Source organism: Defluviimonas sp. SAOS-178_SWC (genome assembly GCF_039830135.1).
Lineage (GTDB): Bacteria > Pseudomonadota > Alphaproteobacteria > Rhodobacterales > Rhodobacteraceae > Albidovulum.
This window is the reverse complement of the sequence record NZ_CP156081.1, coordinates 4,002,748-4,028,581: the sequence shown is the minus strand read 5'-3', so window position 1 is coordinate 4,028,581 and position 25,834 is coordinate 4,002,748. Positions and strand designations below refer to the sequence as shown.

Annotated in this window: 28 protein-coding genes; 12 read left to right on the top strand and 16 right to left on the bottom strand. The window is 65.4% G+C overall.

What is annotated here, in order from left to right; genetic code table 11:
- Positions 1-96: 96 nt before the first annotated feature.
- Genes V5734_RS20870 through V5734_RS20855 form a run of 4 tightly spaced genes read left to right on the top strand, consistent with a single transcriptional unit; the run spans position 97 to position 2,916 of the window.
- A complete protein-coding gene (locus V5734_RS20870) occupies positions 97-990 on the top strand; it encodes an SPFH domain-containing protein (protein ID WP_347311524.1) in 894 nt (297 codons plus the stop codon).
- Complete coding sequence (locus V5734_RS20865) at positions 990-1,265, top strand: NfeD family protein (RefSeq protein ID WP_347311523.1); 276 nt, start codon at positions 990-992, stop codon at positions 1,263-1,265. Before V5734_RS20870 ends, V5734_RS20865 begins: the two co-directional genes overlap by 1 nt.
- On the top strand, positions 1,255-1,671 hold the full coding sequence (locus V5734_RS20860) for an NUDIX hydrolase (RefSeq protein ID WP_347311522.1): 417 nt from the start codon (positions 1,255-1,257) through the stop codon (positions 1,669-1,671). Before V5734_RS20865 ends, V5734_RS20860 begins: the two co-directional genes overlap by 11 nt.
- Positions 1,672-1,731: 60 nt before the next feature.
- The gene (locus V5734_RS20855; protein ID WP_347311521.1) at positions 1,732-2,916 is read left to right on the top strand and encodes a peptidase S41; all 1,185 of its coding nucleotides are present in this window, start codon (positions 1,732-1,734) and stop codon (positions 2,914-2,916) included.
- Positions 2,917-2,937: 21 nt separating this feature from the next.
- Here the strand turns inward: V5734_RS20855 and V5734_RS20850 are convergent, their stop codons facing one another.
- The 7 genes from V5734_RS20850 to V5734_RS20820 all read right to left on the bottom strand — a co-directional run bounded on the left by V5734_RS20850 (position 2,938) and on the right by V5734_RS20820 (position 9,899).
- Complete coding sequence (locus tag V5734_RS20850; RefSeq protein ID WP_347311520.1) at positions 2,938-3,423, bottom strand: RNA pyrophosphohydrolase; 486 nt, start codon at positions 3,421-3,423, stop codon at positions 2,938-2,940.
- The gene (locus V5734_RS20845; RefSeq protein WP_347311519.1) at positions 3,420-4,760 is read right to left on the bottom strand and encodes a S41 family peptidase; all 1,341 of its coding nucleotides are present in this window, start codon (positions 4,758-4,760) and stop codon (positions 3,420-3,422) included. The genes V5734_RS20850 and V5734_RS20845 overlap by 4 nt, the downstream gene beginning before the upstream one ends.
- A 3-nt stretch (positions 4,761-4,763) precedes the next feature.
- Positions 4,764-5,897 carry a murein hydrolase activator EnvC family protein gene (locus V5734_RS20840; protein ID WP_347311518.1) on the bottom strand — a complete coding sequence of 378 codons (1,134 nt, stop codon included), beginning with the start codon at positions 5,895-5,897 and terminating at the stop codon, positions 4,764-4,766.
- On the bottom strand, positions 5,894-7,417 hold the full coding sequence (gpmI, locus tag V5734_RS20835; RefSeq protein ID WP_347311517.1) for a 2,3-bisphosphoglycerate-independent phosphoglycerate mutase: 1,524 nt from the start codon (positions 7,415-7,417) through the stop codon (positions 5,894-5,896). The genes V5734_RS20840 and gpmI overlap by 4 nt, the downstream gene beginning before the upstream one ends.
- A 117-nt stretch (positions 7,418-7,534) precedes the next feature.
- Positions 7,535-8,005, bottom strand: coding sequence for a 23S rRNA (pseudouridine(1915)-N(3))-methyltransferase RlmH (gene rlmH / locus V5734_RS20830; protein ID WP_347311516.1), 471 nt, complete (start codon positions 8,003-8,005; stop codon positions 7,535-7,537).
- On the bottom strand, positions 8,005-8,376 hold the full coding sequence (rsfS, locus tag V5734_RS20825) for a ribosome silencing factor (RefSeq protein ID WP_347311515.1): 372 nt from the start codon (positions 8,374-8,376) through the stop codon (positions 8,005-8,007). Before rsfS ends, rlmH begins: the two co-directional genes overlap by 1 nt.
- A gap of 185 nt (positions 8,377-8,561) precedes the next feature.
- Positions 8,562-9,899: a mechanosensitive ion channel family protein gene (locus V5734_RS20820; protein ID WP_347311514.1), complete on the bottom strand. Its 1,338-nt coding sequence runs from the start codon at positions 9,897-9,899 to the stop codon at positions 8,562-8,564.
- Between the two features lie 247 nt (positions 9,900-10,146).
- Between V5734_RS20820 and leuC the strand changes: the two genes are divergently transcribed.
- The 4 genes from leuC (at position 10,147) to V5734_RS20800 (ending at position 14,361) form a co-directional block, all read left to right on the top strand.
- Complete coding sequence (gene leuC, locus V5734_RS20815) at positions 10,147-11,562, top strand: 3-isopropylmalate dehydratase large subunit (protein WP_347311513.1); 1,416 nt, start codon at positions 10,147-10,149, stop codon at positions 11,560-11,562.
- Between the two features lie 12 nt (positions 11,563-11,574).
- Positions 11,575-12,180 (top strand): 3-isopropylmalate dehydratase small subunit, encoded by a 606-nt coding sequence (gene leuD / locus V5734_RS20810; protein ID WP_347311512.1) that lies wholly within the window; start codon positions 11,575-11,577, stop codon positions 12,178-12,180.
- Between the two features lie 277 nt (positions 12,181-12,457).
- The gene (locus tag V5734_RS20805; protein ID WP_347311511.1) at positions 12,458-13,294 is read left to right on the top strand and encodes a hypothetical protein; all 837 of its coding nucleotides are present in this window, start codon (positions 12,458-12,460) and stop codon (positions 13,292-13,294) included.
- A 41-nt stretch (positions 13,295-13,335) separates the two neighbouring features.
- Positions 13,336-14,361, top strand: a complete 1,026-nt coding sequence (locus V5734_RS20800) for an endonuclease/exonuclease/phosphatase family protein (RefSeq protein WP_347313683.1) — start codon at positions 13,336-13,338, stop codon at positions 14,359-14,361.
- 38 nt (positions 14,362-14,399) lie between these two features.
- On the opposite strand, the gene V5734_RS20795 is transcribed toward V5734_RS20800, so the two are convergent.
- Genes V5734_RS20795 through V5734_RS20785 form a run of 3 tightly spaced genes read right to left on the bottom strand, consistent with a single transcriptional unit; the run spans position 14,400 to position 16,881 of the window.
- A complete protein-coding gene (locus tag V5734_RS20795; protein WP_347311510.1) occupies positions 14,400-15,377 on the bottom strand; it encodes a threonine ammonia-lyase in 978 nt (325 codons plus the stop codon).
- Complete coding sequence (locus V5734_RS20790; protein ID WP_347311509.1) at positions 15,374-16,201, bottom strand: alpha/beta fold hydrolase; 828 nt, start codon at positions 16,199-16,201, stop codon at positions 15,374-15,376. The genes V5734_RS20795 and V5734_RS20790 overlap by 4 nt, the downstream gene beginning before the upstream one ends.
- Positions 16,198-16,881 (bottom strand): haloacid dehalogenase type II, encoded by a 684-nt coding sequence (locus V5734_RS20785; RefSeq protein WP_347311508.1) that lies wholly within the window; start codon positions 16,879-16,881, stop codon positions 16,198-16,200. The genes V5734_RS20790 and V5734_RS20785 overlap by 4 nt, the downstream gene beginning before the upstream one ends.
- Positions 16,882-17,045: 164 nt before the next feature.
- Between V5734_RS20785 and V5734_RS20780 the strand changes: the two genes are divergently transcribed.
- Positions 17,046-17,636: a hypothetical protein gene (locus tag V5734_RS20780; RefSeq protein ID WP_347311507.1), complete on the top strand. Its 591-nt coding sequence runs from the start codon at positions 17,046-17,048 to the stop codon at positions 17,634-17,636.
- Between the two features lie 108 nt (positions 17,637-17,744).
- Here V5734_RS20780 and V5734_RS20775 read toward each other — a convergent pair whose 3' ends face one another.
- The 4 genes from V5734_RS20775 to fabA form a co-directional block, all read right to left on the bottom strand.
- The gene (locus V5734_RS20775; RefSeq protein WP_347311506.1) at positions 17,745-18,422 is read right to left on the bottom strand and encodes a hypothetical protein; all 678 of its coding nucleotides are present in this window, start codon (positions 18,420-18,422) and stop codon (positions 17,745-17,747) included.
- 403 nt (positions 18,423-18,825) lie between these two features.
- Entirely contained in the window at positions 18,826-19,614 is a 789-nt protein-coding gene (locus tag V5734_RS20770; RefSeq protein ID WP_347311505.1) for an enoyl-ACP reductase FabI, read from the bottom strand.
- Between the two features lie 6 nt (positions 19,615-19,620).
- Complete coding sequence (gene fabB, locus V5734_RS20765; protein ID WP_347311504.1) at positions 19,621-20,850, bottom strand: beta-ketoacyl-ACP synthase I; 1,230 nt, start codon at positions 20,848-20,850, stop codon at positions 19,621-19,623.
- 22 nt (positions 20,851-20,872) lie between these two features.
- Positions 20,873-21,382, bottom strand: a complete 510-nt coding sequence (gene fabA, locus V5734_RS20760; RefSeq protein WP_347311503.1) for a bifunctional 3-hydroxydecanoyl-ACP dehydratase/trans-2-decenoyl-ACP isomerase — start codon at positions 21,380-21,382, stop codon at positions 20,873-20,875.
- A 205-nt stretch (positions 21,383-21,587) separates the two neighbouring features.
- Here fabA and irrA point away from each other — a divergent pair, with 205 nt between their 5' ends.
- The gene (gene irrA / locus V5734_RS20755; protein WP_347313682.1) at positions 21,588-21,983 is read left to right on the top strand and encodes an iron response transcriptional regulator IrrA; all 396 of its coding nucleotides are present in this window, start codon (positions 21,588-21,590) and stop codon (positions 21,981-21,983) included.
- 8 nt (positions 21,984-21,991) lie between these two features.
- Here irrA and V5734_RS20750 read toward each other — a convergent pair whose 3' ends face one another.
- Both V5734_RS20750 and V5734_RS20745 read right to left on the bottom strand, forming a co-directional pair.
- On the bottom strand, positions 21,992-22,693 hold the full coding sequence (locus V5734_RS20750; protein ID WP_347311502.1) for a hypothetical protein: 702 nt from the start codon (positions 22,691-22,693) through the stop codon (positions 21,992-21,994).
- Positions 22,694-22,724: 31 nt separating this feature from the next.
- The gene (locus V5734_RS20745; RefSeq protein ID WP_347311501.1) at positions 22,725-23,597 is read right to left on the bottom strand and encodes a glycosyltransferase family 2 protein; all 873 of its coding nucleotides are present in this window, start codon (positions 23,595-23,597) and stop codon (positions 22,725-22,727) included.
- Between the two features lie 181 nt (positions 23,598-23,778).
- Here V5734_RS20745 and miaB point away from each other — a divergent pair, with 181 nt between their 5' ends.
- Positions 23,779-25,056, top strand: a complete 1,278-nt coding sequence (gene miaB, locus V5734_RS20740) for a tRNA (N6-isopentenyl adenosine(37)-C2)-methylthiotransferase MiaB (RefSeq protein ID WP_347313681.1) — start codon at positions 23,779-23,781, stop codon at positions 25,054-25,056.
- A gap of 204 nt (positions 25,057-25,260) precedes the next feature.
- Positions 25,261-25,833: an OmpA family protein gene (locus V5734_RS20735; RefSeq protein WP_347311500.1), complete on the top strand. Its 573-nt coding sequence runs from the start codon at positions 25,261-25,263 to the stop codon at positions 25,831-25,833.
- The last annotated feature ends 1 nt before the right edge of the window (position 25,834 follow it).

Genomic DNA, 25,834 nt, shown 5'->3' with positions numbered 1-25,834 from the left:
AACGGGGCGACGTTGCCGCCGGACGGTCGGGTTAGGGCTTTTCACGCATCGGGCGGGAAGGCATAGTCCGCCGAAACGGATTTTGGAGGCGGTGCAATGGATTTCGGACAAGTAATCGGAGAGCTGATCGGCGGGAACGGGGTGCTGCTGGCACTCGCCATCTTCATCATCCTATGCGTCATGCTCGGCGTGCGGATCGTGCCGCAGTCGGAGAAGCACGTGGTGGAACGGTTCGGGCGGTTGCGCGCGGTGCTCGGGCCGGGGATCAACTTCATCGTGCCGTTCCTCGACCGGGTGGCGCACAAGATCTCGATCCTGGAGCGGCAGTTGCCCAACGCGTTGCAGGATGCGATCACGGCGGACAACGTGCTGGTGAAGGTGGAGACCTCGGTGTTCTACCGCATCACCGAGCCGGAAAAGACCGTCTACCGGATCCGCGACGTAGATGGGGCGATTGCCACGACGGTTGCCGGCATCGTGCGGTCGGAGATCGGCAAGATGGAACTGGACCAGGTGCAGTCGAACCGATCGGAGCTGATCGGCAAGGTGCGCGAGCAGGTCGCGGCGATGGTCGATGACTGGGGGATCGAGGTGACGCGGGCGGAGGTGCTGGACGTCAACCTTGACGAGGCGACGCGGGCGGCGATGCTGCAGCAGTTGAACGCCGAGAGGGCACGGCGGGCGCAGGTGACCGAGGCCGAAGGCAAGAAGCGGTCGGTGGAGCTTGCAGCCGACGCGGATCTGTACGCGGCCGAGCAGCGGGCGAAGGCGCGGCGCATCTCGGCGGATGCGGAGGCCTATGCGACGCAGGTCGTGGCCGTGGCGATCAAGGAGAACGGAATCGAGGCGGCGCAGTACCAGGTCGCATTGAAGCAGGTCGAGGCGCTCACGGCCGTGGGCCAGGGCGCCGGCAAGCAGACGGTGATCGTGCCGGCGCAGGCGCTTGAGGCCTTTGGCGATGCCTTCAAGATGCTGAAGGGGCGGGCCTGATGCTTTTCTGGCAGGAATGGTGGGTCTGGATGATCGCTGGCGCGGTGCTCGCGATCCTCGAGATCATGATCCCCGGTTTCATCCTCCTCGGTTTCGCGGTTGGCGCGGCGCTGACCGGGCTTTTGCTGTGGCTCGGTGTCCTTGGCGGATCGCTCGCGGCGCTTGTCCTCGTCTTCGCGGTGGCCTCGCTCGTCGCCTGGCTGGTGCTGCGCCGGGTCGTCGGCGTGCGGCACGGGCAGGTGAAAGTCTGGAACCGCGACATCAATGACAACTGAACCGGCCTTCGTCGGTGCGAAGATCGCGCTGATCGGAGAGGGTCGGGTCCTCACCCATCTGCGCGACGACCTGCCGGAGCTTCCCTTCGCCGGCTGCTGGGACTTCCCCGGCGGCGGGCGCGAGGGCGGGGAGACGGCGGCGGAGTGTGCGTTACGGGAGTTGCGCGAGGAATACGGTCTGATCCTGCCGGAAGAACGGCTGATCTGGCGGCGCGACTATGCCTCGCACCACGTGCCGGGTGGCCGCGCGGTCTTCTTCGGCGGCCGCATCGCGCCCGAGGAGATCAGCCGGATCGTCTTCGGCGATGAGGGGCAGTATTGGGAAATGATGCCCATTCCCGATTTCCTGAACCATGCGCGCGCCGTACCCTATCTTCAGGCACGGCTTTCGGATTTTCTGGCGTAAAGGTGAAATCCTGCGCCCGTGTGCGCGGCTTGGGACGGTTGCGCGGGTGAAGGAAGAGGGATGTCCTTTCACATGGATGCGGAGCTGATCGAGGATATCGTGCTTCGGCGCGACCAGGCGTTTCGCGATATTGGTCCCGACATGGTGCGGGACAGGCTCGGCGCACTCCGCGATGCGGCCCGCAAAGGAAACCTCGATCTTTTTCTTCTCGCCGCGATGCGCCTTCTGGCCCTTCCCCGGAACGGCCATACCCGCCTGATCCCGAATGCCGCCATCGCGGTTCACCCGCTGCGTTTTGTCGCCATCGGTGCCGGAATCTACCTGACGACGGCACCGGCCGGCCTCTCGGGGTTTCTCGACATGCGGCTGGTCGCCGTCAACGGAAGGCCCGTCGACGCCTTCCTTGCCGGTGCGGAGCCGATGCTCGCCGGCAATGCGCAGCGGCGGCGTGTGATCGGGGCGTTGCTCCTCGTCTGGCCGGCGGCGCTGGGGGAACTGACCGGGTGCGGCCCTGACGCTGGTGCGAGATATGATTTCCGCGACAGCGAAGGCGGTATCGTTGAACTGAGGGTGGCCCGTGATCGCACTGTTCCGGCGATGGATCTTTATCCCGTCAGCGAGAAGGGTGGCCTGGAGCCCGCCATCCGACGGCCGCACGGCTTTGCGACGGCGGACGAGATCGGCCATCGGGCGATCCGCGTTTCGCTTCGAGACTTCTACGATCCCGAAGGCGGTGCGCTTGAGGCCGGGCTGGCGCGTGTCGCGCAGGCCGTCATCGCCGCGCCTGATCGCAACCTCGTTTTCGACCTTCGCGGCAATCCGGGCGGAGATTTCCTGAAGACGGTCCCGTTCCTGCGCACGGTCAGGGAGGCGTGGCGGGGCGAGCGTTGCGCCGTTTTGGTCGACAAGTTCACCTTTTCGGCCGCGATCGTCTGCGCCGCCCTCCTGAAAGACATGTTCGGTGCGGCACTGAGCATTGTCGGCGAGGGAATGGGCGACGACCTGCGCTTTTTCGCCGAGGGCGGGACGGTCGACCTGGCGGAATCGAGGGCGGCAATGCGCTACTCGACCGCCTTTCACGACTGGGAAACCGGCGTCGCCGTGTCGTCCACCCCTGAGGAGATCGCTCGGCATCTTGTGGCTGCGGGCGACCTGCGACCGGACCCTGCGGTCGATATCACCGCCGCCGATCTTCGTCAGGGCCGCGATCCGCAACTTGCGGCCGCCGTGAAGGCGATATCGTGATGGCGAGGTGGCGCGTCGCGCTTACGCCAAGTGCTCCCGGAATGCCGCCACGACCTCTTCGTAGACGGCGCGCTTGAAGGGGACGATGGCGTCGAGCATCTCGGCCGCCGTCACCCAACGCCATTCGGAGAATTCCGGATGCTCCGTCTCGATGTCGATCTGATCGTCCGTGCCCCTGAACCGATAGAGGAACCATCGCTGCTTCTGGCCCCGGTATTTGCCGCCCCAGACCTGCCCCAGAAGCTCGGGCGGCAGGTCGTAGAGCACCCAGTCCGGCGCCTTGGCGACGAATTCGACAAGGTCCTCCGTCACCCCGGTCTCTTCCCAAAGTTCGCGCAGCGCCGCCCTGCGCGGCTTTTCGTCCTTGTCGATCCCGCCTTGCGGCATCTGCCAGGCCGGGTAGGGATTGTCCTTGCGCTGTCCCGCGAAGATCAGGCCGGCGTCATTGATCAGCATGACGCCGACGCAGGGCCGGTAGGGCAGCCGGGCGGCCTCGTCCGGGGTCATTCGGCGGCGGCGATGGCGGAAAGACCCTTGAGGATGTCGATCGCATAGGCGAGCTGGTAGTCCTCCAGCCGCAGTTTCGCGGATTCCTCGGCCTTTGTCTGTTCTTCTTCCCAGACCCGCTTTTCGTCCTCGGTCATCGTGTCGTTGGTGATCGCGCCGCGCAGATCAGCCTCGGAGCGCGACCGGCTCGCGGCCGAGGCAGGTTCTTCCTCCTCGGTGGCGGGGGCCGGTTTCGGCTGTTCGACGACGATGTCCGGCGAAATGCCGAGCGCCTGGATCGACCGTCCCGACGGCGTGTAATAGCGCGCCGTGGTCAGCCGCATGGCGCCCTCGCCCCTGAGCGGGATCACGGTCTGGACCGAGCCCTTGCCGAACGACTTGGTGCCGACGACGATGGCGCGGCGGTGGTCCTGAAGCGCGCCGGTGACGATTTCCGAGGCCGAGGCGGAGCCGCCGTTGATGAGAACGACCATCGGCTTGCCTTCGGTCAGGTCGCCCGGTTCGGCGTTGAAGCGTTCGCTGTCCTGCGGATTGCGGCCACGGGTCGAAACGATCTCTCCCTTGTCGAGGAACGCGTCGGAGACGGCGATGGCCTGGGTCAGCAGACCGCCCGGATTGTTGCGCAGGTCGAGGACGAAGCCGTTGACCTTGTCGATCCCGCCGGCATCGGCAACGGATTTCTTCAGCCCGTCGGCCATGTTGTCGTAGGTCTGGTCGTTGAACGTCGTCACGCGCAGCACGACCGTGTTGCCTTCGAGACGCGCGCGCGCGGCGGTGAGCTTGATCGTGTCGCGGATGATCGACACGTCGAAGGGTTCGTCGGTGCCCTCGCGGGCGACGGTGATGATGATCTCGGAGCCGACCGGCCCGCGCATCTTGTCGACCGCCTGGTCGAGCGTGAGGCCGAGCACGCTTTCGCCGTCGACATGCGTGATGAAGTCGCCGGCCTGGATCCCCGCCTCTGCCGCCGGGGTGCCGTCGATGGGCGACACCACCTTGATGAAGCCCTCTTCCTGGGTGACCTCGATCCCGAGACCGCCGAACTCGCCACGGGTCTGCACCCGCATGTCGGCGAAGGCGTCGGCGGCAAGGTAGCTCGAATGCGGGTCGAGCGACGTCAGCATCCCGTTGATCGCGGCCTCGATCAGCTTGCCCTCATCCACTGGCTCGACATACTGGCTTCGGATCCGCTCGAAGATATCGCCGAAGAGGTCGAGCTGTTCGTAAACGGTGGAGGATTTGCCGGCCTCCTGCGCGACGAGGGGGCCTGCCACCTGCGTCGTCAGCACCACGCCGGCCACTGTGCCGCCGAGGGCGGCCATCAAGAATTTCCGCATCGCTCAGTCTTCCCTTGTCTCTGTGAACCACGGGGCCGGGTCCACGGGCTCCTTGCCCTGTCTCAGTTCTATATAAAGCGTTTCCGTCCGGTCTGCGCCACCGCCTTCTTGGCCGTCGGCGGGAAATGAGAGGTTTTCCGTCGCCGCGCCACCCATCAGCCCGACGGGCGCCCCGGCCTCGATGACGTCGCCGGTGTTGCCATAGACGGCACCGAGGCCGGCAAGGACCAGAAGATAGCCGGAAGCCGGCTCCACGATCATCACATTTCCGTAGTCGAGAAGCGGGCCCCTGTAGCGGATCGTCGCGGGCCAGGGCATGGTCACTAGCGCCGCAGGTCTGGTTGCGATGAGGATGCCGGGGCGGCGGATGCCGGCGGCGTCTGCCTCACCCGCTCTGCGCAGGAGCGTACCGCGGACCGGCAGCGGCAGCGTGCCCCTGGCGCCCTCGAAATCGTCCATCGGCGCACCGATATCGGTTTCCATCGAGGCGAGCCCGGCCGCGAACGTGTCCAGGCTGTCGGCGCTGTTGACGAGGATGGTCAGTTCCTCGGGATCTTCGAGGAAGCGTTCGGGCAGATCGGTGCGGTCCTGCACCGCCTGGCTGAGCGCGGTGCGCGCCGATTGCGCGGCCACGAGCCCCTTTTGCAGGGTCGCCGTCACGTCGGATTGCAGTGCGCGGAGGCGTTTCAACTCTTCAAGTTGCGCCTTGAGCGCTTCGGCCTCTTGCTGAAGTGCGGGGGTGACGGAGGCGAGGATCATGCCTGACCGCGCCGTGCCCATTGGCCCTTCCGGATGCAGCAGCAGCAAGGGCGCCGGGTCGCGTTCCATCGCTGCCATGACGCCCAGAATCTGGCCAATCCGCTCCCGCCGCGCCTCGAAGGATGCGCCGATCTCGGCCTCGCGCACCGAGGCGCGGCGAAGCGCGTCACGGAGGGAACCGAGGCCGGCCTCATAGGCCTGGATCGTGCGCGTGAGCGCCGCGACGCGGTTTCGGGAACCTTCCGCGCTGTTCAGCGCCTCGATTGCCGCGCGCAACTCCGTTGCCGCCGCTTCGGCCGCCGGAACGGCCGGGTCGGCGGCCCGTACCGGCGCTGCAAGGCCGAGCGCCAGAAGAAGAAGGAAGGCCGCCCGTCTCATACCCGGCCGATCAGGCTTCGCCCGGTCATCTCGGGCGGCAGCGGCAATCCCATGAGATCGAGAAGCGTCGGCGCGAGATCGGCGAGGCGGCCATTGCGGAGCGTCGCGCCCTCTGGCCCGCCGACGAGAATTACCGGCACCGGGTTTGTCGTATGCGCGGTGTGTGGACCGCCCGTCTCCGGGTCGATCATCGTTTCGCAATTGCCGTGATCCGCGGTCACGATCATCGCGCCCCCGGCCTTTTCGAGGGCGGCAACAACGCGGGCCAGGCCACGGTCCACCTCCTCCACCGCCGCGATGCCGGCTTCGAGGACGCCGGTATGGCCGACCATGTCGGGATTGGCGTAGTTCGTGACGATGAGGTCATAGCCCTTTTCGATCGCCGCGACGAAGTGGTCGGTGACCTCTCTGGCCGACATTTCGGGTTTCAGATCATAGGTCGCCACCTTTGGGGACGGAGCCATGTAGCGGTCCTCTCCCACCTCGGGCGCTTCCTTGCCGCCGTTCAGGAAGAAGGTGACATGGGGATATTTCTCGGTCTCGGCGAGCCGGAACTGGGTCAGCCCATGCGAGGCCACCCAGGCGCCGAGCGTGTTGACGACCGGACGCTTGGGATAGGCGGCGGCCATGAAGGCGTCGTGAGTCTTCGAGTAATCGACCATGCCGAGAAGGGCCGCCCAATGCGGGCGGGCGCCCCGGTCGAAGCCCTCGAACTCGTCCTCGCCAACGGCGAGCAGGATTTCGCGCGCCCGGTCGGCGCGGAAGTTGAGGCAGAAGAACCCGTCGCCGCCCTTCGCCCCCTTGTAGTCGCCGATCACCGTGGGCTGGATGAATTCATCCGTCTCGCCGCGCGCATAGGCCTCGGCCACCGCGTCGGTGGCGGAGGCGGAGGGGACGCCGTCGCCTCGCACCATCGCGGCGTAGGCGCGCGAGACCCGTTCCCACCGGTTGTCGCGGTCCATCGCGAAGTAGCGGCCCGTGACGGTGGCCACAGTCGCGCCCTTGGGCAGGCGCTTCATCAGGTCGGCGGCGAAGCGGTCGGCCGATTGCGGCGGCACGTCGCGGCCATCGGTCACGGCATGGAGCGCGACCGGAACGCCGGCCTTCGTCACCACATCGCAGGCCGCCAGAACATGGTCGATATGCCCGTGCACGCCGCCGTCGGAGATCACGCCCATCAGATGCGCGGTGCCGCCATCTGCCTTGAGCGTGTGGATGAAGGCGGTGATGGCGGCGTTGGAGAAGAAGCTCCTGTCCTCGATGGCGAGGTCGATCTGGCCGAGGTCCATCGCCACGATCCGGCCGGCGCCGATATTCGTGTGCCCGACCTCGGAGTTGCCCATTTGCCCGGAAGGCAGGCCAACGTCGGGCCCGTGGGTGACAAGCTGCGCATGCGGGCAGGTCGCCATGATCCTGTCGAAGGTGGGCTTCGTCGCAAGGGCCACCGCGTTGCCCGTCGTTTCGGCCCGGAGCCCCCAGCCGTCAAGAATGCAAAGGACAACGAGGCGCGGGGCAGTCATGGCACGATCCTTCTGGCTTTGGCCCGAGTTCTAGGGCGATCGCGGTGCGCCGGCAACCGGGCATCAGGATTGCCGGTGACAGGCGTGGGGCGGTTCTGCGCCCTCCGCACCGGTCTGTCATGCCCGGTGATACGGCGCACCGGCAAGGATGGAGGCGGCGCGGTAGAGCTGTTCGGCCAGCATCACCCGGACGAGCATGTGCGGCCAGACCATCGGGCCGAAGGACAGAAGCATGTCGGCGCGGCCGCGAAGGCCGGGCGCCAGCCCGTCCGCCCCGCCGATCAGGAAGGCCATGTCCTGCCGCCCGCCGTCGCGGGTTCGGGCAATCGTGCTGGCGAAATCTGGCGAGGTCATCTGCCGCCCGCGCTCGTCGAGCGCCACGAGGAAAGCACCGGACGGCACGGCGCGGCCGAGAAGATCGGCCTCGGCCTCCATGCCGCCGCCCTTCTTGTCCTCGACCTCGTGAACGGAAACCGGGCCGAGGCTCAGCGCCCGGCCCGTCCGGTCGAACCGTTTGAGATAGTCGTCGATCAGCGTGAGTTCGGGCCCCGCGCGCAGGCGCCCGACCGCGCAGATATGCAGCCGCATCAGTTCTGCCGGGCGCTCAGTCCGGCCCCGGCGGGCATCCACATCTTCTCAAGCTGGTAGAACTCCCGCACTTCGGGGCGGAAGACGTGAACTACCACGTCGGAGGCGTCGATCAGGACCCAGTCGCCCTGCTCCTTGCCTTCGACACGGCAGGTCCGGCCGAATTCCTGCTTCAGCCGCTCCATCAGCTTTTCGGCGATGGCGCCGACCTGGCGCGAGGAGCGGCCCGAGCAGACCACCATGTAATCGGCGACAGAGGACCGGCCGCGGAGATCGATCGTCACCACGTCTTCGGCCTTGTCGTCATCGAGAGAGGCGAGGATCCGCGCGAGCAGCACGTCGCTCTGGACCTCGGTGGGCGTCGCCGTCATCGGCACCGGCCCTGCGGCCGAAGATCCGGCCGCCTTTGCAGTATGAAACAGGACATCGTCCTCCTGGGTTGCGCGCCGCCCCCGCCCCGGCGCTGGGCATGGGTAAAAGGTAGCATCGCGATTGTAAAATCTCAATGTGGCCCGAATGAGGTGGATTGCCGCGATTGGCAAGCCCCTGCCGAGCTTTACTGTCCCCGCCGATCCGATCCTGAGGTCGCCAGCACCGAACCGGGCAGCACCTTGACCTCGCGCTGCGGGAAGGGGATCGAGATTCCGTGCTCCTTGAACGCATCCCAAAGCGCGAGATAGACGTTGCCCTTGACGTTGGTGAGCCCCTCCGCCGGATCGGTGATCCAGAAGCGCAGGATATAGTCGACCGAACTGTCCCCGAAGCCGGTGATATGGCAGACGGCAGGATGGGATTTCAGCACCCGGCCAACCGAATAGGCGGCTTCGATCGCGACCTTGCGCACGAGGTGCGGATCATCGGAATAGGCGGTGCCGAAGAAAAGGTCGATCCGCACATACTGGTTCGAATGCGACCAGTTCACCACCTGGCCGGTGATCAGGTCCTCGTTCGGGATCAGGAATTCCTTGCCGTCGCGGGTGACGACAGAGACATAGCGCGCGCCGAGCGCCTCGATCCAGCCGAACGTGTCGCCGAGCGAGATCACGTCACCCGGCTTGATCGACTTGTCGAGGAGGATGATGACGCCGGAAACGAGGTTCGACACGACCTTCTGCAGGCCGAAGCCAAGGCCGACGCCGATCGCGCCCGACAGGACCGCGAGGCCGGTGAGGTCGAAGCCCACCGCCTTCAAGCCGATGAAGAAGGCCGCGGAATAGAGCGCGATCTGCAGGAATTTGACCGTCAGAACCCGCATCGAGGGGCTGATATCCTCGTTCGCCCCGATGCGCTGGGCCGCGCCGCGCGACAGGAGCCGCGCCCCTGCGAAAAGGAGCCCCGTGACAAGAACCGCCTTGAGGATCGCGAGAAGCGTCAGGCGGAAGTCGCCGAATTCGATCGCGATCCCGTCGAGGAAGGCCGCCACCTCGTCGAGGAGCCCGGCGTAGTAGAGCGTCGCGTAGATGGTGAGCCCCCAGCTCACGACCTGCCGGAGGAAGCGGTTCTTGACGATCTGGGCGGCGACCCGGATGAAGAACCAGGCGGCGGCGATCGTGGCGGCCAGGACGATCAGGTAGCGGCGGGACGGAAAGGCGTAGATCGCGGCATAGATGCCGGTCGCGGACCAGGCGAACAGCGCGAAAAGGCCAAGCTGAAGCCGGTTGCGCAGCACGACGAGCCAGCGGAGTTGCCATTTCGGACGCCCCGAGAGACCCCGCATCCAGGTGTCGAACCGGGGCTCCAGCCGCCTTGTGACAAACCACGCGAGCGCGACGCAGGCGAGGATGACCGTGACCTGTTCGAGCTGCCGCGGCAGGAGAAGGAGCCGGAGGTTGAGCCGGATCGTGTCCCAGACCGTGGCGAACGAGGACAGGAGGCTTTCAAGTTCCGTTTCCATCACGTCCCTTCGCTCTCTTCGCCTTTGTGCCAGCTTCGCGGACCGGCTGGCAAGTCCGACGCGCGGCCTTGCGGGACTCGGGGCGAAGGTGTATCTCCGCCCGTTATGAAACGTTTCTTCGACATGGACGACCGCGCGCGCCTGCCCTGGCGGTTCTTCGGCGCGACGATGACGGTGCTGGCCCGACTTTGATCGGCGCCGCATTCCTGTCGCCTTTGCAAGATTTCTCAAGAACCGGAGAGGACCCATGTCCCCCAAGACACTCTATGACAAGATCTGGGATGCCCATGTCGTCGATACCCAGGACGACGGCACCTGCCTGCTCTATATCGACCGTCACCTCGTCCACGAGGTGACGAGCCCGCAAGCCTTCGAGGGCCTGCGCATGGCGGGGCGCGGTGTGCGCGCGCCGGAAAAGACCATCGCGGTCCCCGACCACAACGTGCCCACGACGCCTGACCGCGCGGAGGGCATCGAGAACGAGGAAAGCCGCATCCAGGTCGAGGCGCTCGACAAGAACGCCAAGGATTTCGGCATCAACTACTACCCGGTGAACGACATCCGCCAGGGGATCGTGCACATCGTCGGGCCGGAGCAGGGCTGGACCCTGCCCGGGATGACGGTGGTCTGCGGCGACAGCCATACCGCCACGCACGGCGCCTTCGGCGCGCTGGCGCACGGGATTGGTACGTCCGAGGTGGAGCATGTGCTTGCCACCCAGACGCTGATCCAGAAGAAGTCCAAGAACATGAAGGTGGAGATCACCGGGCACTTGCGTCCGGGTGTCACCGCCAAGGACATCACGCTTTCGGTGATCGGAGCGACCGGCACCGCCGGCGGCACCGGCTATGTCATCGAATATTGCGGTGAGGCGATCCGCGATCTTTCCATGGAAGGCCGCATGACCGTCTGCAACATGGCGATCGAAGGCGGTGCGCGCGCGGGTCTCATCGCGCCGGACGAGAAGACTTTTGCCTATGTGCAGGGCCGTCCCCACGCGCCGAAGGGCGCGCAGTGGGAAGCCGCGCTGAACTGGTGGAAGACGCTGAAGTCGGACGACGACGCCCATTGGGACAAGGTCGTGACGCTGAAGGGCGAGGATATCGCCCCCGTCGTCACCTGGGGCACCAGCCCCGAGGACGTGCTGCCGATCACCGGCACCGTGCCCTCGCCGGAAGACTTCAAGGGCGGCAAGGTCGAGGCGGCTGCGCGGTCGCTGGAATATATGGGCCTGACGCCGGGCCAGAGGCTGACCGACATCAAGATCGACACGGTCTTCATCGGCTCCTGCACCAACGGCCGGATCGAGGATTTGCGGGCGGCCGCCGAGATCCTGAAGGGCAAGAAGATCGCGCCGGGCATCCGCGCGATGGTCGTGCCGGGCTCGGGCCTCGTGCGCGCGCAGGCGGAAGAGGAAGGTCTGGCGCAGATCTTCATCGATGCGGGGATGGAATGGCGGCTTGCCGGCTGCTCCATGTGCCTCGCGATGAACCCCGACCAGCTTGCGCCCGGCGAGCGCTGCGCGGCGACGTCGAACCGCAACTTCGAAGGCCGTCAGGGCCGGGGCGGACGCACCCACCTGATGTCGCCGGCGATGGCGGCGGCGGCGGCGGTCACGGGGCATCTGACCGATGTGCGTGAGTTGATGGCGGAAGCGGTGTAAGGGAGAGCGACAATGGACAAATTCACCACCCTCACCGGGGTCGCGGCGCCAATGCCCTTGGTCAACATCGACACCGACATGATCATCCCCAAGCAGTTCCTCAAGACGATCAAGCGCTCGGGCCTCGGCAAGAACCTCTTTGACGAGATGCGCTTCACGCTGGACGGCAAGGAAATCCCGGACTTCGTGCTGAACCAGCCGGCCTACCGGAATGCCGAGGTCATCGTCGCCGGCGACAATTTCGGCTGCGGGTCGAGCCGCGAGCACGCCCCCTGGGCGCTTCTCGACTTCGGCATCCGCTGCGTGATCTCCACCTCCTTCGCCGACATCTTCTACAACAACTGCTTCAAGAACGGCATCCTGCCGATCGTGATGCCGCAGGAGGTCGTGGACGTCCTGATGGAGGATGCGCGGAAAGGCGCCAATGCGCGGATGACGGTGGACCTCGAGGCGCAGACGGTCACCACCTCGGACGGGCAGAGCTTCGCCTTCGAGGTTGACCCGTTCCGCAAGCACTGTCTCCTCAATGGCCTGGACGATATCGGCCTGACGCTGGAGAAAGTTTCCAGCATCGACACATTCGAACAGACGGCGGCCCAGGCTCGTCCTTGGGTCTGAAAACCACTGAAATACAACATCTTGGGCCGCCCTTCGGGGCGGCCTTATTGTTGCGCGATTGTCGGCGGATTCTTGCTCATGAAATGATGCATTGCCGCACCAGTTCTTCCACGAAAAGGCCCCAATGCCCGGATTTAACTTAATGAAACGTTGATGGGGAGACGAAGTTGGGCAAAAGTTGGGCAACAAAGAGGCAGTTCGCCACAATTGGCGGGCTCAAGTTGGTCCAAGGCGCCCGGCAATGTACCGGTCCCGGCCAGGTTGAGGATGTAGGGCAGTGATTTCTCAGCTCACAGGCGCCCTGGTGCGCGCAGTGCTGGTGATGGTGTTGATCGCGACACCGTCCCTGATGCTGCCGCATGTCTCCAGCGACACGACGCAAATCGTCGCCCTGGTGGCGCTTTTCGCCGCGGCGCTGACGTTCTTCGAATATGCCTCCACCTATCCCGGCCTCGTGGAGTTCCGTGACGCGCCGCCCTTCAACCGGTTGCGCTTCCTGTCGCTCTTCATCACCGTGATGCTCCTGTCCACCATCGTGCGCGGCCAGACCGAGCCGACGACGCTGACGGAATTCATCGCGGCCCTCGGCGACAAGCTGGGCGAGGTTATCGACGTGCCCTACAGCCCGGTGCGGCTTGTCGTGCTGATGCTGCCGGAGGACATGAGCACGCGCCACCTGATCATGGTGCGGACCTCTGCCGGGATCGCCTACATGATCTCGCTTCTGACATTGATCGGCTTTGTCGTGACGATGCGGATGATCGGCTGGCCGAGCCGGATCGGGACGTTCAACGTCTGGATCAACCTGCCCACCTTCGATCCGACGACGGGGGGCGACGTGGTCGACCGCCTGCAGCGCGATGCAAGGTTCAACATCGCGCTCGGCTTTCTTCTGCCGTTCCTTATCCCTGCCGCGGTCAAGCTCGCCTCGCTCGCCTTCTCGCCGGTGACGCTGGAAAGCCCGCAAACCCTGATCTGGACGATGACAGCATGGGCCTTCCTTCCCGCCTCCCTCTTCATGCGCGGCATCGCGATGGGACGTATCGCCGGAATGATCGCGGCGAAGCGCCGGCAGAACAATGTGGCTGCCGAAGCGGAGCTTTTGCCGGCCTGATCCTTGCCGCAATCGCCGCCTGTCCTGCCACGGCCGAACCGCTGCGCGTTGCCACCTACAATGCCGACCTTTCCCGCAAGGGGCCGGGGCTCCTCCTGCGCGACATACTCACGGGCACTGACCCCCAGGTCGAGGCGGCGGCATCGGTGATCGCCGCGGCAGCGCCGGACGTGCTGCTTCTGACCGGCATCGACTACGACCTCGACCTTGTCGCCCTCAACGCCTTTGCCGGGCGGATCGCCATCAAGGGCCGGGACTATCCGCATCGTTTCGCGCTCAGGCCGAATACCGGCTGGGCCACGGGGATCGACGTCGACGGCGACGGTCGGACTGGCGGGCCGGGCGACGCTCAGGGGTTCGGACGGTTCGCGGGCGAGGGGGGAATGGCGATACTGTCGCGCCTGCCTCTCGGGCCGGCAGAGGACTATTCGGGATTTCTCTGGCGCGATCTGCCCGGCGCGCTGATCGACGGCGCCGAGTTGTCGCCCGAAGCATCGACGGTACAGCGACTTTCTTCGACCGGCCACTGGGCGGTTCCGGTGGATCTGCCGGGCGGCGGGACCCTGACGCTCCTGGCCTGGCATGCCTCGCCGCCGGTCTTCGACGGGCCGGAGGATCGCAACGGACGGCGCAACCACGACGAGGCCGCATTCTGGTCGCGCCTGCTGGACGGCGCCTTGCCATATCCCCCACCGAAAGGGCCGCTGGTTCTGCTCGGCGATGCCAATCTCGACACCGTGGACGGCGATGGCCAGCCGGACGCGTTAAAGGCGTTGCTGAACGGCGACCGGTTCCGCGATCCGAAACCTGCGAGTACGGGCGGCGTGGCGGCGGCGGGGCAGGGGGGCGCGAACGTCGGGCAATCGGGCGATCCGGCCCTCGACACGGCGGACTGGCCAGACGATCCGGGCCCGGGCAACATGCGCGTGGACTATGTGCTTCCCTCGTCGGCGCTGAAGGTGACGGCGGCGGGGGTCTGGTGGCCGGAACCCGGCAGCGATGCGGCTGTGCTGGCCGAGGCCGCGTCGCGCCACCGGCTGGTCTGGGTCGATCTCGATCTGCCGTGACCGGCCACGAGAGCGGGCCGGGTATTCCGCGCCCCTCGTCAGCCCGTGGCGAAGCGTTCGAGCGCCTTGCGGTAGATCTCGGCATCGACATTGCCGCCGGACGCCACGACGATCACCGCATCGCCCGCGATCTCGCCCGGATGATAAAGGGCAGCGGCCAATGCCACCGCCCCGCCCGGTTCGATCACCACATGGAGGCGCGCGAACGCGGCCGCCATCGCGGCGAGCGCCTGATCCTCGCTCACCGCAAGGCCCGGCCCGCAAAGCCGGGCGAGGATCGGGAAGGTGATCTGGCCCGGCGACGGCGTGACGATCGCGTCGCAGAGCGACCCCGAGAGCCGCGTATTGCGTTCGATCCGCCCCGACGCGAGCGAGCGCTTCACGTCGTCGAAGCCTTCCGGCTCGACCGTTCGGACCCTGAGTCCCGGCGCCTTCGCTTCGAGCGCCAGCGCAATGCCGGACGTCAGCCCGCCGCCACCGCAGGGCACCAGCACCTCGGCTTCCGTCACTCCGGCCTCGGCCGCCTGTTCGGCGATCTCAAGCCCCGTTGTGCCCTGCCCGGCGATCACCTGCGGCTCGTCGAAGGGCTTGATCAGCGTGAGGCCGCGATCCTCCGCAAGCGCCGCGCCGATCGCGTCCCGGTCGCCGGTGGCGCGGTCATACAGGACAACCTCGGCCCCGAGTGCGCGGGTATTGGCGATCTTCACCCGCGGCGCGTCGGCCGGCATCAGGATCACGCAAGGCGTCCCATGCGCTCGCGCCGCCTGTGCCACGCCTTGCGCGTGGTTGCCGGAGGAATACGCGATCACACCTTGCGCCCGCGCCTCCGGCGAAAGCGCCGAAACCGCCGACCAGCCGCCACGGAACTTGAACGACCCGGTATGCTGGAGGCATTCCGGCTTCACGAAGACCCGTCGTCCGGCAATCTCGTCGAGAAACGGTGAGCTAAGAAGCGGGGTGCGGAGCGCGTGCCCCTTCAACCGTTCGGCTGCGGCCTCGATCATCTCTATGTTCATCGCATCAATCCCAGCCAGGCGGTAAGGGCGGTGAGGCTTTCGGCCTCGTCGAGGAAGGGCACATGGGCGCGGTCCGGCACGTTCGCATGGATCATGTCCGGCCGCCGGCGCCGCATCTCCTTTGCCGTTGCCTCCGACAGAAGATCGGAATTCGCCCCTCGGATCAGCGCAAGAGGCAGGCCGGCGCAGGCGTCGAACACGGGCCAGAGGTCGACCTCCGGCCCGTCGAAGGCCGCAAGGAAACTGGTCCGCAGTTCCGGATCGTAGCGGATGTGCAGGCCCTCCGGCACCTCGACATAGAGCCGTTCGGCAAAGGCGCGCCAGCGTTCCTCGGGGATGTTCGCAAAGCCCGGCATCGCCTTCGGCATCCGCGCCACGAGTTCGTCCATCGTCTTTGCCGCAGGATTTCGGCCGACATAGTCGAAGATCTTCTCCAGCCCCGTCCGCTCGATAACCGGGCCGATATCGTTGAAGCAAAGACCGAGAAGCCGGTGTCGCGAGGTCGCCGCCAGCATCATGCCGATAAGCCCGCCGCGAGAGGTGCCGAGCAGCGCCACCTGCTCGAGACCGAGATGGTCGAGGAGTTCGAGCGCATCCTGCGCCTCGCGCGGGACCGTATAGCTCGCCGCGCCAGTCCATTCCGATCCGCCGCGTCCGCGATAGTCTGCCCGGATCAGCCGGACATGGCTGAGATGAGGTGCGACGAAGTCGAAATCCGTCGACGAGCGCGTGAGGCCCGCGAGGCAGAGGACGGGCAACCCTTCGCCCTCGTCACGGTAGGCAAGGCGGGCGCCGTCGGAGGCCGTGAAATGAAGGAGCGTCATGGGCGTGCGATATCCGGGATTGCGGTGAGATCGGACAAGACGTGGTGCGGCCGCGCGGGCAGCCGGTCCATCGGCGCCCCCGCCCGGTTGACCCAGGCGGTGCGGAAGCCGAAGCCCGAGGCCGCCGCCGCGTCCCAGCCGTTGGAGGAGACGAAGAGGACGCTCTCGGGAGTACAGGCGAAACGCGCGGTCACGAGCCGGTAGACCCGCGCGTCGGGCTTGAAGACGCCGACGCTCTCGACCGAAAGCGTATCGTCCAGGAATGCGCCGATCCCGGCCGACGTGACCGCCCCGGCGAGCATGTCCGGCGAGCCGTTCGAGAGGATCGCGGTCGCCAGCCCCTTCGCCTTCAGCGCGGCAAGCATGGCGGGCACTTCCGGATAGGCCTGAAGCTCCCAGTAAAGGGCCAGAAGCCGTTCGCGAAGGTCCGGATCGGACAGCCCCGCCGCCTCAAGCGCCCAGTCGAGGCCGTCCTGCGTGACGGTCCAGAAATCGGTGTGCCGGCCCATGACGGCCCGAAGCCAGGTATATTCGAGCTGTTTTCGCCGCCAGTCCTCGGCCAGTTTCGGCCAGGTTGCCGCCAAAGCCTCGTGTCCCGGTTCGGCGGCCGCGAGCCGGGCGGCGGCGGCAACGTCGAAGAGCGTGCCGTAGGCGTCGAAGATGCAGGTCATAATGGTCATGCGGCCCCCTGTCGGACCCAGACTGGCGCGGGCAAGGGCAAGGGGCAAGGGTGGAAATGTGCGGGGAACAATGCGCGCCCTTCCCTCTGCTGTGTTTGACAAACGCCCGGTCAGGGGGGCTACGATCCCGGCAGGCGACAGGCTGAAGCCATGAGGAGCGCACAATGACTATCCCGTCCCCCGTCGAGCGTCTGAAGGAGGCCGTCCGCGCCATCGAGGCCGAGATCGACGCCGACCTGGAGGAAAGCCGCGCCAGGCTGCGTTACCGGATCGAGCGCGGTCGCATCACATTCGACCGCGAGGTTCTGGCGCGGCACCGCGCACTGAGGGTGAAACTGGGCGCGTTCCTTGCCGCCGCGCGGCCGATGGTCATCCTGACCGCGCCGGTGATCTATGCGCTCATAATCCCCTTCGCGCTTCTCGACCTGTTCGTGAGCGTCTACCAGGCGATCTGCTTCCCGGTCTACGGGATCGCGAAGGTGCGCCGCGCCGATCACATCGCCATCGACCGCCAGCATCTGGCCTATCTGAACGGCTTGCAGAAGCTGAACTGTATCTACTGCGGCTATTGCAATGGCCTGATCTCATTCGTGCGCGAGGTGGCGGGCCGGACCGAGCAATACTGGTGCCCGATCAAGCACGCCCGCCGCATGGCCGGGAGGCATGACCACTACGGCAATTTCGTTGCGTATGGCGATGCGGAGGCGTACCGGGATGAGAGCGAGGGGTTGCGAAAGAGGCTGGGGAAGGAGTGAGTGGGGTTTTGCGGGACGGAGCGGCCATTCGCGCCAAGAGCGCTGACACTCGTGTCAAGGGAGTTCGCGCCTATCTTCCGCGATAAGTTCAACCGCAAATGTATATCTCTAACTCACGCGGCCCAGTACGCTCTTGATCAATCCGGCAAACCAGCCGCCGATTTTATGGGCGGGTGCATATTGTTCTGGCCCTGAAGGCTGGATGGCAGCCTCTCTTTTGGCAGCAGCCTCACTTATGACTCCGAAGTATCTGTCAAGAAATTCGGAATCCCGGACCAACCCGCCTAGATTCAGCCAGTAGTCGGCAAGCATTAGCGGCTGTACCCCATCGACGGCTTCAATCGCACGTCTGAGCGCCAAAAGTTCTTCCGGATCACGCGATCTGGCTTCGTACCAAATCGCCCGCAGATCGTCGCCGTCGGCATCGAGCTTAAGATAGAGATGGCGACCAAATCCATAGCATAGTGCGTCCCTTTCGAAGTGGTGAAGCGGGTTGTCGGAGCCAAATCCGACTTCGAACTCATCAATTCTCGGAAGTTCCAGTTCTATCACGCTGACGATGTCTGCGAGTTTTGGGTTTAGCGAGAGGAATGAATTCTCCGGCTCCTGCACAATATGGATTTCAGACCAGCCCAAGCCATCCGGTGAACGATTTTTTTCGAAACTGGCTTGCACCACCGAAAGATCATCACTGATCTCGCGCAAGGCAGACGCCGGATACAAATTTCGTATTCCTACGTCGTCTTCGTGGATATGAACTTTAATCATCACAACGAAATACGCCAACTGAGGTGAACCCTCTCGAAGGCATTCTTGCATCAAACCAATTCTGATTGGAACTCTTGAACGCATTCGCCTGAATTGCTCGGCGATATCTGTCTCGGCGCACTCGGTTCTTCAGACCCGATCTGACACACCTATTCGCTGCATCGTGCTCGATTGGTCATTCAATTGCTCTATGGCGCCCCATCTACACCACTCGCCCGGGCGACCAGCCCGGGCGGCGCCCGACCCTCCCCCTGGGAGGGCGCATTGCGACGGTTCCAGCAGAAGTTCGGTCGGAGGGGTTTGGCACGATAAAGCGCCCAAATCGCACCTCGCGCCGCGCCCACCCAAGGTCGGGCGCCGCCCTTTGCACTGGGGCCGGCCGGGGGCGATCTGTGTCGGGGCTTCGACCCGACAGCGCTGCTCAGAGGTTTTCCGGCTGCGGCATGCCGAGGACGTGGAAGCCGCCGTCGACGCGGATGACCTCTCCGGTCGTGCAGGCGCCGTAGTCCGAGCAGAGATAGACCGCCGTTCCGCCAATGGTCTCAAGCGTCGCGTTGGCGCGCATCGGCGCGTTGGCCTCGGTGTGGCGGAAAGTGGCGCGGGCGCCGCCGATCGCCGCCCCTGCGAGCGTCTTCATCGGCCCCGGCGAGATCGCGTTGACCCGGACTTTCTGCGGCCCGAGATCGTTGGCGAGATAGCGCGTCGCACTTTCCAGCGCGGCCTTCGCGACCCCCATCACGTTGTAGTTGGGCGTCACCCGGTTCGACCCCGCATAGGTCAGGGTGACGAGGCTTCCGCCCTCCGGCATCAACTGGGAGGCGCGCCGCGCCACGTCGATGAAGGAAAAGCAGGAGATCGCCAGCGATGTCTTGAAGTTCTCGCGGCTGGTGTTGATGAACCGGCCGGTCAGCTCGTTCTTGTCGGAATAGGCAATCGCGTGGATCAGGAAATCGAGGCGCCCCCAGCGGTCCTTCAGCGTTGCGAAACAGCTGTCGAGGCTCGCGTCATCCGTGACATCCACGTTGACGAGGAAATCCGACCCGACGGACGCGGCCAAGGGTTCCACCCGTTTGCCGAACGCCTCGCCCTGGTAGGAGAAGGCCAGCTCCGCCCCTTCGGCGGCGAGCGCGGCGGCGATGCCCCAGGCAATGGAGCGTTCGTTCGCGACGCCCATAACGAGCCCGCGCTTTCCTCGCATCAGTTCGGCCATGTGAGCCTATCCCAGATATTTGCTCATCAGGAGCGTGGCATTGGTCCCGCCGAAGCCGAAGCTGTTCGACAGGACGGAATCGAGCTCCACCCCCTCGCGGTAGGTGGTGGCGATCTCCTCGGGTTTCAGTTCCGGGTCAAGTTCGCTGACATTCGCCGAGGCGGTGATGAAATTGCCGTTGAGCATCAGAAGCGAATAGATCGCCTCATGCACGCCTGTGGCGCCCAGCGAATGGCCAGTCAGCGACTTCGTCGAGGAGATCGGCGGCACACCTCCTTCGCCGAACACCCGCCGGATCGCCTTCACCTCGGTCACGTCGCCGGCGGGCGTCGAGGTTCCGTGGGCGTTGATGTAGCCGATCTTGCGTCCTTCGGGCAGGGTTGAGACCGCAAGCCGCATCGACCGTTCGCCGCCCTCGCCCGAGGGGGCGACCATGTCGTGGCCGTCGGATGTGGCGCCGTAGCCTGTGACTTCGGCGTAGATCCTGGCACCGCGCGCCTTGGCGTGTTCAAGCTCTTCCAGCACCACCACGCCGCCGCCGCCGGCAATGACGAAGCCGTCGCGCGTCGCGTCGAAAGCGCGGGATGCGGTCTCGGGCGTGTCGTTATACTTCGACGACATCGCCCCCATCGCGTCGAAGAGGCAGGAGAGCGTCCAGTCCAGTTCCTCGCCGCCGCCAGCGAAGACGATGTCCTGCTTGCCCATCTGGATCAGCTCGGTGCCGTTGCCGATGCAATGTGCCGAGGTCGAGCAGGCCGAGGTGATCGAATAGTTCACGCCCTTGATCTTGAAGGGCGTCGCAAGGCAGGCGGAGTTCGTCGACGACATGCAGCGGGTGACCATGAATGGTCCCATGCGCTTGGGCGAGCCTTTCTCGATTACGATCTGATGGGCCTGGAAGAAGTTCGAGGTCGAGGGTCCGCCGGACCCCATGATCAGGCCGGAGCGTTCGTTCGAGACGTCCTTTTCCTCAAGCCCGCTATCGGCGATCGCCTGTTCCATGGCGAGGAAGTTGTAGGCCGCCCCCGGTCCCATGAAACGCAGGTTGCGCTTGTCGATGTGGTCTTCGAGCACGATCTGCGGCATGCCGTGGATCTGGCTGCGAAAGCCGTGCTCGGCATATTCCGGCGCGAAGACGATGCCAGACTTGCCGGCGCGCAGGGAGGCTTCGACCTCGGCCGCATTGTTGCCGATGGGAGAGACGATCCCGATCCCGGTGATGACGACGCGGCGCATGGGCGCACTCCTTCCTTCAGGGTCAGCTCGCCGAGAGCGCGACCTTCATGTCCTTCACGAGATAAATCGTCTCGCCATCCGCTTCAACGCGCCCGTCGGCGACACCCATCGTCAGCCGGCGGGTCTGCACGGCCTTGGTGAAGTCGACGAAGTAGGTCAGCATCTTGCGGTCGGGCCGGACCATGCCGGTCAGTTTCACCTCGCCGACACCGAGCGCATAGCCGCGCCCTTCCCAGCCGCGCCAGCCGAGGTTGAAGCCGGTGAGTTGCCAGAGGCCGTCGAGCCCAAGACAGCCCGGCATGATCGGATTGCCGGGGAAATGGCAGTCGAAGAACCACAGATCCGGCGTGATGTCGAATTCGGCGACGACATGACCCTTGCCGTGTTCACCGCGATCCCCCGAGATGTCGGTGATCCGGTCCATCATCAGCATCGGCGGCGCGGGCAATTGCGCATTGCCGGGGCCGAAAAGCTCGCCCCGCGCGCATTTCAACAGATCTTCCTTCTCGAACCGTGTCGGAAAACTCGTCATACCGCCCATCCCCTTCGGCGTTCTTGTCTTTATTCCCTCTATCACCCGCCTCCGCATCAGGGCAAGTGCGCAGCCCGGCCGGGCGCACAAGGGAAAATGGATTGAAATTTGCCGGTTCCGGGGCCTATATATTCAACCGCAAAGATGAAAGGGGCCCGGGAGCGTGACCGAAACGGAAACCGACGCGACGGTGGAGGAACGCGGCATGCGCTGGCTCGCGCAGGCGGAGTTGCGGCCGACGCGGCAACGCCTGGCGCTGGCGGGTCTTCTGGTCGGCGATGGCAAGGACCGGCACGTAACGGCCGAAGGCTTGCATGCCGCCGCGACCCGGGCCGGGGAGCCCGTCTCCCTTGCGACCGTCTACAATACGCTCCGCGCTTTCTGCGAGGCCGGGCTGGTCAACGAGATTTCCGTCGACGGCTCGCGCAGCTACTTCGACACCCGGCTTGACGATCACCCGCATTTCTTCTGGGAGGAAGAGGGGCGGCTTGTCGACGCCCCGGCCGAGGATCTGAAGATCGCCCGGCTGCCCGCTTTGCCGGAAGGGGCGGAACTCGCGCGGGTGGACGTGGTGATCCGTCTCAAGAAGACAGGCGGCTGACGCCGAGATCAGCCGTCGAACTCGACCCTGAAGGACTGATCGAGGATGGCGATGACGTGATCGCGTGTCCGTGCCCAGAGTGACCGCGGTGTCTCCCACATCACAACCCGGACATCGAATTGTCCGTGGGTGAATCTCATCCGGCAGAATTTCGCACCATCGGGTTGGTGTTTGCCCGCCCTGATCGGCGGGCAATCCAGATGAACCGCGGGGGTGTTCGTGGATCTGAAATAGCGTGTGCCTCCCGGCCGCACGTTCGGGCAGCGACCTGCGCCTTTGGCGTCGATGAACTCCTCCAGTTCGTGGTCTGACGGCACGGAAGGACAATGCCGATACAGGTCGGAATAGTTGCGCACCGTTTCGGCGGCTCCCTCGATTTCAAACCCGATCCTGTGCAGGTCGGCCCCGTCTCCGAATGACGTTTCCAGAAGATCGCTGCGCTCTACCTGCTCGAACTCAATCGGACCGCGATCGGTGACATAGACCGTGGCACCGTCGAACGAGTAGCGGAAATCGGCGCCGCGTATCCAGTTCCTGCCCTCGGAATACAGATACTCGGCTGCCAGCAGCGCCGCGCATACGTCGACGATCTTCAGATGAATGGTCCTGCCGAACGGGGCGAGGATCAGCGCAGCCAGAACGTAGCCGCCGACGAGGCAAAAGATCACGAGGGCGATGAAGTAGTTCGCAAGGAAATACGGTGCCATCATGCGTCTAGCACCGTTGCCGGGGCGGGCGGCGTCAGAACCATTGCCCCGGTTCCATCAGCCCCAGATCCATGAGCTGCTGCGAATGCCAGTCGAACTTCGCCGAATTGCGCCAGGTGAAGCCCTGGATATCGAATTTCGAACCGGGATTTGTCGCCAGCGCCTTTGCCGCGCGGAACGAGGCGACCGCAGCTGTGAGGTTATGGTGCCAAGGGCAGGCATAGGTGTTGTATTCCTCGATGCTGAACGTGTGATCCGGCCGCAGCCTGAGCCCCGCCTGCGGCCGGAAGAGCGCGATCCGGTCGATCTTGCGCCGGGCTTTCGGGATATGCTCCTCGAACCGCCAGCGCAGGCCGCCGAAGAAGTCGAGCTGGCGCTCTTTCGGATGGTTGTGGTTCGCCGGATCGCGCCGCGCCTGCGCGTAGTAGCCCGAGCGGTCGAGCATCGCCTCGTCGAGGCTGACGGCATTCGGCGCGCGGCCGAGGTCGGGCGCGTAGAGGTCGACCACGTAGGTCAGCATCGCGTCGCGCCGCTCCTCGGCATGGAAGGTCAGCAACTCGCCCACGCTGCGTGTCTCGCAGAACGGGAAGAAGAGGTATTCCGCGTTGTAGCAGTAATAAAGCCAGGTCGTCGCCGGGGCGATCGCGATCAACGCATTGACCGCCGTCTCCAGCGCCTGCGGCGCGTGCGTGTCGTGGCGCACCCATTGCGCCGCCGCCTCGACCGTCGCGGGGATGTCGATGCCCTCGGGCAGGAAGACCACGACCTCGCGGAACCCCGCCGCCGCGTGATGCGTGACGGTCGAGGCGATCTCCACCGCGTCCTCGGCAAAGACGAGCGCCACCGGCCCTTTGGCCAGAAGCCCCGCGCCCTTGGCGAGGAGGTCGTTCAGCGAGGCGAAGTGCATCGGGCCCTTCCGGTGTCGTTTTCTGGCAGATTCGGCGAAGGCCGCCCGGATTGCAATCCTGCCGGTGGCGTCTGAGGAGTTGTCGCCACCCGGCGAATGGGTGTAGGAAGCCCCGCGCAACCCCAAGGAACAGGCGGCTGCCTTGCCGAAGAAGCTCTTCATCAAGACCTATGGCTGTCAGATGAACGTCTACGACAGCGAGCGCATGGCCGAGGCCATGGGCGCCGAGGGCTATGTCACGACCGAAACGGTCGAGGACGCGGATATGGTGCTTCTCAACACCTGCCACATCCGCGAGAAGGCGAGCGAGAAGCTTTATTCCGATCTTGGCCGGCTTCGGCCGCTGAAGGCCGACAAGCCCGACCTGAAGATCGGGGTCGCGGGCTGTGTGGCGCAGGCCGAGGGCGAGGAGATCCTGCGGCGGATGCCGCTTGTCGATCTCGTCGTCGGCCCGCAAAGCTATCACCGGCTGCCGGCGATGGCGAAGGCCGCCGAGGCCGGGGAAAAGTCGGTCGATACCGACTTCCCCGAAGAGGACAAGTTCGACCATCTGCCGGACCGGCCCAGGGCATCGGCGCGGCCGACCGCCTTCCTGACCGTGCAGGAGGGCTGCGACAAGTTCTGCGCCTTCTGCGTCGTGCCGTACACGCGCGGGTCCGAGGTGTCGCGCCCCGCCGACCGGATCCTGGCCGAGGCGCGCGGACTGGTGGAGAAGGGTGTGCGCGAGATCACGCTGCTCGGCCAGAACGTCAACGCCTATCACGGCGCGGGCGAGGGGGGCGACTGGTCGCTCGCGCGGCTGGTTCGGGCGCTGGCGAAGATCGACGGGCTGGAGCGGATCCGCTATACGACCTCGCACCCGAACGACATGGAAGACGACCTGATCGCCGCGCATGGCGAGGAGCCGAAGCTCATGCCCTATCTGCACCTGCCGGTGCAGTCGGGCTCGGACCGCATCCTCAAGGCGATGAACCGCAAGCATACGGCCGAGGACTACCTTCGCCTGATCGGGAAGATCCGTGCGGCCCGGCCCGACATGATGATGTCGGGCGATTTCATCGTCGGCTTCCCCGGCGAGACCGACGCCGATTTCGATGCCACGATGGAGCTGATCCGCGCCGTCAACTACGGCATGGCCTATTCCTTCAAGTATTCCGCCCGTCCCGGCACGCCCGCCGCCGAAAGGTCGCCTGTGCCGGCGGACGTCGCCGATGCCCGGCTTCAGGCGCTTCAGGCGCTGATCACCGAGCAGCAGCGCGCGGCGCAAGCCGCGATGGTCGGGCGCGAGGTAAACGTGCTTTTCGAGAAAGCGGGACGCCTGTCGGGCCAGATGGTCGGCAAGTCCGACTATCTTCATGCGGTCCATGTGGCGGCCGATGCCGCCCCCGGCGCCATCGCCAGGGTGAGAATCACCGGCTCCGCGCCGAACTCCCTCGCCGGAGAGATCGCCGGGCGCTGACCCGGCATCGCTGGAAAATCTGATCAATTGCCGGTCATTTCCGGCAAGGTCGGCCGCGACCGCCGGATCTGTTTCGCCTTCAAATACAATCTCTTCACATTGCCCGGTTCGGAATCCCGGATTCCCTGTTAGACTTCTGGCCGGGTATTGGACAGCGCTGCGGCTTGGGGTCTGCGGCGCCAGAATTTGGGTGTGGGGGAACGGGTGACAGCATCGTATTCACGAGGCGCGCGCATCGCGGCGCTCGCGGCGGCATGGGCGATGGCGGCCGTGCCGGTCATGGCCGAAACGCGGGTGATCAAGGCAGACCGTTACAAACCGGCTTTGGCGCAGACGCCGGACGGCTGCCAGGTCTGGATGATCGACGACGGTTGGGAAGGCTATGCCTGGAACCGCACCGACCGGAACGGCAAGCCGATCTGTCTTCAGGTCGAAAGCTGTCTGGTCGAGAACGCCGACCAGCTTTTCGCCACCGACAGCGCGACCATCCGCGCGTCGGAGGTGGCGCGGTTGCAAGCATTCTTCCGGCAGAAGGGCGTCTTCTCCTACGCGATCCACGGCCATACCGACAGCCGCGCCTCGGACGAATACAACATGCGCCTGTCGCAGCGCCGCGCCAACGCGGTGGCGCGGGTCGCCCGGTCGGTCGGCGCGCGGCTTGCCGCCGTCAACGGTTATGGCGAACGGATGCCGGTCGCCTCGAACGTGACCGCCGCGGGGATGCAGAAGAACCGGCGGGTGGAGATCGTCTGCTACCGCGAAATCGGAGGGTACTGAG

Bases quoted from the DNA above. Each gene is read 5' to 3' on its own strand.
- V5734_RS20785 (WP_347311508.1), bottom strand. From the start codon at position 16,881: ATGACCATTATGACCTGCATCTTCGACGCCTACGGCACGCTCTTCGAC.
- V5734_RS20845 (WP_347311519.1), bottom strand. From the start codon at position 4,760: ATGCGGAAATTCTTGATGGCCGCCCTCGGCGGCACAGTGGCCGGCGTG.
- V5734_RS20750 (WP_347311502.1), bottom strand. From the start codon at position 22,693: ATGATGGCACCGTATTTCCTTGCGAACTACTTCATCGCCCTCGTGATC.
- rsfS (WP_347311515.1), bottom strand. From the start codon at position 8,376: ATGACGGCGACGCCCACCGAGGTCCAGAGCGACGTGCTGCTCGCGCGG.
- fabA (WP_347311503.1), bottom strand. From the start codon at position 21,382: ATGACGAGTTTTCCGACACGGTTCGAGAAGGAAGATCTGTTGAAATGC.
- V5734_RS20870 (WP_347311524.1), top strand. From the start codon at position 97: ATGGATTTCGGACAAGTAATCGGAGAGCTGATCGGCGGGAACGGGGTG.
- gpmI (WP_347311517.1), bottom strand. From the start codon at position 7,417: ATGACTGCCCCGCGCCTCGTTGTCCTTTGCATTCTTGACGGCTGGGGG.
- V5734_RS20855 (WP_347311521.1), top strand. From the start codon at position 1,732: ATGTCCTTTCACATGGATGCGGAGCTGATCGAGGATATCGTGCTTCGG.
- V5734_RS20860 (WP_347311522.1), top strand. From the start codon at position 1,255: ATGACAACTGAACCGGCCTTCGTCGGTGCGAAGATCGCGCTGATCGGA.
- fabB (WP_347311504.1), bottom strand. From the start codon at position 20,850: ATGCGCCGCGTCGTCATCACCGGGATCGGGATCGTCTCTCCCATCGGC.
- leuC (WP_347311513.1), top strand. From the start codon at position 10,147: ATGTCCCCCAAGACACTCTATGACAAGATCTGGGATGCCCATGTCGTC.
- V5734_RS20820 (WP_347311514.1), bottom strand. From the start codon at position 9,899: ATGGAAACGGAACTTGAAAGCCTCCTGTCCTCGTTCGCCACGGTCTGG.
- V5734_RS20790 (WP_347311509.1), bottom strand. From the start codon at position 16,201: ATGACGCTCCTTCATTTCACGGCCTCCGACGGCGCCCGCCTTGCCTAC.
- leuD (WP_347311512.1), top strand. From the start codon at position 11,575: ATGGACAAATTCACCACCCTCACCGGGGTCGCGGCGCCAATGCCCTTG.
- V5734_RS20770 (WP_347311505.1), bottom strand. From the start codon at position 19,614: ATGGCCGAACTGATGCGAGGAAAGCGCGGGCTCGTTATGGGCGTCGCG.
- miaB (WP_347313681.1), top strand. From the start codon at position 23,779: ATGAACGTCTACGACAGCGAGCGCATGGCCGAGGCCATGGGCGCCGAG.
- irrA (WP_347313682.1), top strand. From the start codon at position 21,588: ATGCGCTGGCTCGCGCAGGCGGAGTTGCGGCCGACGCGGCAACGCCTG.
- V5734_RS20840 (WP_347311518.1), bottom strand. From the start codon at position 5,897: ATGAGACGGGCGGCCTTCCTTCTTCTTCTGGCGCTCGGCCTTGCAGCG.
- V5734_RS20780 (WP_347311507.1), top strand. From the start codon at position 17,046: ATGACTATCCCGTCCCCCGTCGAGCGTCTGAAGGAGGCCGTCCGCGCC.
- V5734_RS20850 (WP_347311520.1), bottom strand. From the start codon at position 3,423: ATGACCCCGGACGAGGCCGCCCGGCTGCCCTACCGGCCCTGCGTCGGC.
- V5734_RS20795 (WP_347311510.1), bottom strand. From the start codon at position 15,377: ATGAACATAGAGATGATCGAGGCCGCAGCCGAACGGTTGAAGGGGCAC.
- V5734_RS20865 (WP_347311523.1), top strand. From the start codon at position 990: ATGCTTTTCTGGCAGGAATGGTGGGTCTGGATGATCGCTGGCGCGGTG.
- rlmH (WP_347311516.1), bottom strand. From the start codon at position 8,005: ATGCGGCTGCATATCTGCGCGGTCGGGCGCCTGCGCGCGGGGCCCGAA.
- V5734_RS20745 (WP_347311501.1), bottom strand. From the start codon at position 23,597: ATGCACTTCGCCTCGCTGAACGACCTCCTCGCCAAGGGCGCGGGGCTT.